7 protein-coding genes and 1 pseudogene are annotated in these 5,219 nt (G+C 64.2%); 2 read left to right on the forward strand and 6 right to left on the reverse strand.

Annotation, left to right across the window (positions count from 1 at the left end):
* On the forward strand, positions 1–233 hold a 233-nt coding region (locus Q0L94_RS04720; RefSeq protein WP_296750578.1), incomplete at its 5' end, for a glycogen/starch/alpha-glucan phosphorylase.
* Positions 234–498: 265 nt separating this feature from the next.
* Entirely contained in the window at positions 499–1,200 is a 702-nt protein-coding gene (locus tag Q0L94_RS04725) for a hypothetical protein (RefSeq protein WP_296750581.1), read from the forward strand.
* 226 nt (positions 1,201–1,426) lie between these two features.
* Here Q0L94_RS04725 and panD read toward each other — a convergent pair whose 3' ends face one another.
* The 6 genes and pseudogenes from panD to Q0L94_RS04755 form a co-directional block, all read right to left on the reverse strand.
* Positions 1,427–1,807 (reverse strand): aspartate 1-decarboxylase, encoded by a 381-nt coding sequence (panD, locus tag Q0L94_RS04730; RefSeq protein ID WP_296750583.1) that lies wholly within the window; start codon positions 1,805–1,807, stop codon positions 1,427–1,429.
* Between the two features lie 57 nt (positions 1,808–1,864).
* Entirely contained in the window at positions 1,865–2,710 is an 846-nt protein-coding gene (gene panC / locus Q0L94_RS04735; protein ID WP_296750586.1) for a pantoate--beta-alanine ligase, read from the reverse strand.
* Entirely contained in the window at positions 2,710–3,498 is a 789-nt protein-coding gene (gene panB / locus Q0L94_RS04740) for a 3-methyl-2-oxobutanoate hydroxymethyltransferase (RefSeq protein WP_296750588.1), read from the reverse strand. Before panB ends, panC begins: the two co-directional genes overlap by 1 nt.
* Before the next feature lie 7 nt (positions 3,499–3,505).
* Entirely contained in the window at positions 3,506–4,147 is a 642-nt protein-coding gene (locus Q0L94_RS04745; RefSeq protein WP_296750591.1) for a deoxynucleoside kinase, read from the reverse strand.
* On the reverse strand, positions 4,144–4,650 hold the full coding sequence (gene folK / locus Q0L94_RS04750) for a 2-amino-4-hydroxy-6-hydroxymethyldihydropteridine diphosphokinase (protein ID WP_296750594.1): 507 nt from the start codon (positions 4,648–4,650) through the stop codon (positions 4,144–4,146). Before folK ends, Q0L94_RS04745 begins: the two co-directional genes overlap by 4 nt.
* Positions 4,647–5,219, reverse strand: a pseudogene (locus Q0L94_RS04755) (polynucleotide adenylyltransferase PcnB); the annotation flags it as partial. The gene folK and the pseudogene Q0L94_RS04755, both read right to left, overlap by 4 nt.

Raw genomic sequence — 5,219 nt, forward strand, 5'->3', positions numbered from 1 at the left:
ACGAACCGGGCATCTTCGACATGATCCTCGACTCGTTGCTGAGTCCGCACGACCCCTGGATGGTGCTGGCGGATTTCCGCAGCTATGTCGATGCGCAGGAAAGGGTGGCGCAGGCCTGGCAGGATCAGGAACGCTGGACGCGCATGAGTATCCTCAATACCGTATCGAGCGGATTCTTTTCGACCGATCGCACCATGCGCGAATACAACGACGAGATCTGGAGGCTGAAATAGGCCGTATGCCCGCCGTGCGGAACAGCCGCTCCGCTTGCGGCTTGATCGAATCGCATCATGTCGAAGCCGGCCGTAGCAGCCCGCATCGCCGGCTTCGCGCCCTTGGTCGGCCAACCCAAACTGGGGCATAATCAACCCGTCTCCGGCCGATTGTTTCCCAGGTATTGAAACCGTGACCGACCCCGCATTTCCCCGCTTGCTTTCCCCCACGTAACCGAGTCGTCGACTGATTGTTTGAATGAGGAATTTGACCGTGATCTCTGGAATGAAGACGAAATTCTTTTTCTTGATTGGAGCCATTGCCCTGGTTTCTTCCGGGGCGGCGCAGGCTGCATTGACCACCGAGGAACTGACCCGGCTGAAGACGTCCGGCCTTGGCGAGGATGTCATCCGCTTCATGGTTGAAAACGATTACGGCAACGTCGACAGGGTGGTGCGGCTCAAGGAGGCGGGTTTTGCCGACGAGACGGTATCGTCGGTCATCAGGAACGACCTCAAGGCAGGAGGGGAAGCGAAGCTGCCGGCGCCCCAGCCGAAGAAAGTCGAGCAGGCTCAGCCCGTAGCCGAGCCGGTAGCCGAAGCGGCAGCGACCATGCAGACTTCGGCAAAGGTGAGGATCGAGCAGTACTGGGTGCATGGAGAACCGGTCGTTCAGAATAGCCAGGACATTCAAAACGCCACGATTTCGGTATTGCAGGACCGGCGCTTGAAGATCGAATGGGACGACAAGGGTTCGACCCCGGGCAGATTCTTCCGCGGCAAGCCATTTGCCAGCCCATTCTATTGGGATTTGGACAAGAGCGATGGCTTGTACAGCGTGAACCCGAAGGACAACTCATTCGTCCTGAGAACGGGGTACTCGCATCGGGGCCAGCCCACTGCAGGAAAATCTCACTACTGGGTCGTGCATTTGACCCCCCAAAGCCCTGATTTGGCGAAGAAAATCCGGGAATTGTTGGCGGAATAAGTCGAACGGGCCGACTCTCCACGGCGTATCCCGCCGGCTGATGCGAATCAGCCCGGTTTGATCGAGACCGTTCAATTCCATTGCAGGCCCGCACTCGCGGCCGGCACCGTCAAGGAAGTCGTGGCGTTGCTGCCGCAGGAGCCCGCACGTGGCTGCTGCAACGCCTGAATCAATGCCAACAAAAAAGCCGGAGATCCCGGCTTTTTTGCTGGCTGGGCGTTGTGGCCTACGCCGCCTGTACCGGGATCGCCTGGCGGGTGTCCAGGATGCGGTTGTCCGCGTCGACGTACACCAGTTCCGGCGCGTAGCGCGCCAGTTCCAGTTCGTTGTAGGCCGAGTAGGTGGCGATGATGACGAGGTCGCCCGGATTGGCCTTGTGCGCGGCCGCGCCGTTCACCGAAATGATGCCGGAATCGCGCGCGGCGCGGATGGCATAGGTGGTGAAGCGCTCACCGTTGGTGACGTTGTAGATCTGGATCTGCTCGTATTCGTGGATGTTGGCCGCGTCCAGCAGGGTCTCGTCGATCGCGCACGAGCCTTCGTAATGCAGCTCGGAATGCGTGACGGTAGCCCGGTGCAGCTTGGACTTGAGCATCGTTCTTTGCATGACGGTGCCCTCAATAAGAAAGGGGTCACATTATACCCAAAGGGCACAAGTAAAACTTCAGAGTGGATTGCCCAAGGCAATCTCGATGTTGTCGATCAGCCGGGTTTTCCCCAGTCGGGCTGCGCCCAGCACGGCCATGTGACGGCTGTCGACTGTCGGTGCCTGCAGGGTTGCGGCATCGCGCAGTTCGATGTAGTCGACGCGCCAGCCCGCCATGGCGAGGTGGCGCCGGGCGGTCGTGGCGAGTGCCGCGAAATCACGTTCGCCTGCCCGGACGGCGGCCGCGATGGCGGCGAGTTCGCGCTGCAGTTGCGGTGCCTGCATGCGCTCGGCTTCAGACAGGTAGCCGTTCCTTGAGCTCATCGCCAGCCCGTCGGCTTCGCGCAGGGTGTCGACGCCGACGATGTCGATCGGCAGGTTGAACTGGTTCACCAAATCCTGAATCACTCGCAGCTGCTGGAAATCCTTTTTGCCGAATACCGCCACGCGCGGCTGCACCAGGTTGAACAATTTCAGCACCACGGTCGCGACGCCGCTGAAATGGCCGGGGCGGAAGGCGCCGCAGAGATCGTTCGCCAGGCTGTCGGGCGGCTGCACGGTGAAGGTCTGCGGTACCGGGTATATCTCGGCGACATCGGGCGCGAACACGATATCGCAGCCGGCGGCAGCGAGCTTGTCGCTGTCGGCGGCAAGCGTGCGCGGATAGCGTTCGAAGTCCTCGCCGGCGCCGAACTGCAGCGGGTTGACGAAAATACTCGCGACCACCGGGCTGCCGTGCCGTTTCGCCTGTTCGACCAGCGACAAGTGCCCCGCGTGCAGGTTGCCCATGGTCGGCACCAGCGCGGTGCCGGTTTCGCCGGCGAGCGCGGCGCGCAGTTCGGCGGCGGTATGAAAAACCTGCATCAGAACGCGTGTTCGGCGGCGGGGAAGCTGCCGTCCTTCACCGCGGCGACGTAAGCGCGCGCCGCCGCTTCGATGCCGTCGCTGCCGGCCAGAAAGTTCTTCGAGAATTTCGGCGCGCGCGGGTAGAGGCCCAGCATGTCGTACAGCACCAGCACCTGGCCGGAGCAGTCGGCTCCCGCGCCGATGCCGATGGTCGGGATGGCGAGTGCGTCGGTGACGATTTTGGCCAGCGCGGCGGGCACCATTTCCAGCACGATCATCCCGGCGCCGGCGGCTTCCAGCGCGCGCGCGTCAGCGATCAGTTGCGCCGCGGCGGCGTCCTCGCGTCCCTGCACCCGGTAGCCGCCGAGCTGGTTGACCGACTGCGGCAGCAGACCGAGGTGCGCGCATACCGGAATGCCGCGCCGGGTGAGGAAGGCGACGGTGTCGACCATCACCGCGCCGCCTTCGAGCTTGACCATGTGCGCGCCCGCCGCCATCAGCCGTGCACTGGCTGAAAACGCGTGTTCGGGCGATGGCTGGTAGCTGCCGAACGGCAGGTCGGCGACGATGTAGGCGCGCCCGCTGCCGGCGGCGACGCAGCGTGTGTGGTAGGTCATCTCGGCAAGTTTTACCGGCAGCGTCGAGGCGTGGCCCTGCACCACCATGCCGAGCGAGTCGCCGACCAGCAGCACCTCGACGCCGGCGGCATCGAGCACGCGCGCGAAGCTGGCGTCGTAGCAGGTGAGTACGGCGATCTTTTCATCGTTGCCGTGCATGGTTTTGAGGGTGGAAAGCGTGATTGCCATATTCGATTTACGCTGCCCGGCTGAAAAATTCGCGCGGGCCGCGCATCTTGCTCATGCGTTCCAGCAGCAGCTCGAAATCGGCTTCGCTTTCCGCGAAATTGAGGTTGCTGGTGTTGACGATAAGCAGCGGCGCGTCTTCGTAGCGGTGGAAAAACTCACTGTAGCTGTTGGCCAGGCGCTGCAGGTAGCCCGCATCCATGCCGCGCTCGAAATCAAGGCCGCGGCGCTTGACGCGTTCGTGCAGCGCCTCGATCGGCGCCTGCAGGTAGATCACCAGGTCGGGCGTCGGCGCCTGCGGCGCAAGATCGGCGTAGACCTTCTGGTACAGCTCGAATTCGTCGTCGTCCAGGTTCAGGCGCGCGAACAGCATGTCCTTGTCGACCAGGAAATCCGACACCGTTCCAGCGCGGAACAGGTCGCCCTGCGCCAGGTCGCGCAGCTGACGTGTGCGGTCGAACAGGAAATGCAGCTGCGTTGGCAGCGCGTAGCGCTTCGGCTCCTGGTAGAAGCGCGGCAGGAAGGGATTGTCGTCGGCGTTTTCCAGCAGGATGTCGGCACCCAGGCGCTCGGCCAGCTTGCGGGCGAGGCTGGTCTTGCCGGCGCCGATCGGGCCTTCGACCACGACGTAGCGGTAACGGGACAGCGTCATGCGTTGACCGTGGCAGTGGGAGGAGGAAGCCGGGTTACATTCTGGCCTGCGCAGCCGGCGAGCCAGTCGACGGCTCGGCCGCGACCGGGGATCGTCGTGTCGGGCGCGATTTCCAGCAGCGGCAGCAGTACGAAAGCCCGCTCGTGCATGCGCGGATGTGGCAGCGACAAGCCTGCTTCGTGAAAGTGGGCGCCGTTGTATAGCAGCAGGTCGAGATCGAGGGTGCGCGGGGCGTTGCGGAAACCGCGCTCGCGGCCGTGGCGGTGTTCAAGGTCGAGCAGCGCGGCAAGCAACGCGCGCGGCGCAAGGGCCGTCTCGACCTGCGCCACAGCGTTGATGAAATCGGGCTGGTCGACGTAGCCCACAGGCGCCGAGGCGTACAGGCTGGAACGCGCGACGAGGCGCGTGGCGGGCAGGCGGTCGAGCTCGGCCAGCGCGTATTCGACCTGCGCGGCCGGGTCGTTGAGATTGGCGCCGAGGCCAACGGTCGCCGTCACATTCATACGGGCTGCGTCTCGGCGCCGGATTCGCCCGGCTTTCTGCGCTTGCGGCGGCGGCGCGGTTTGGGCGAGCTGTCGGCCAGCAGCATGGCGGCGCGTTCGTCCTCACCGACTTCCTGGAAGCGCGTCCACCATTCGCCGAGTTCGGCATCGACCTCGCCGGATTCGGCGCGCAGCAGCAGGAAGTCGTAGGCGGCGCGGAAGCGCGGATGCTCCAGCAGGCGGTACGGGCGCTGGCCGCCGCGCTGCTCGAAACGCGGCTGCAGCGCCCAGATTTCCTTCATCATGCCGTCGTAGCGGCGCGGGATGGCGAGCTGGCCGCGCTGCGCGTCGAGCACTTCGTCCATCGCCAGGAACAGCGCGGGTTGCGGCTTTTCGCCGGCCGCTTCGAGCGCGCGCCAGCGCTGCAATACCTGCGGCCACAACAGGGTGCCGAACAGAAATGCCGGCGAGGCCGGCTTGTCCTGCGCGATACGTGCGTCGGTGGTTTTCAGCGCGGCGGTGATGAAGCGCTCGCCGGTAGGGTCGTCCAGTATCGTATCGAGCAGCGGCAGCATGCCGTGGTGCAGGCC

The organism is Thiobacillus sp. (assembly GCF_024708915.1).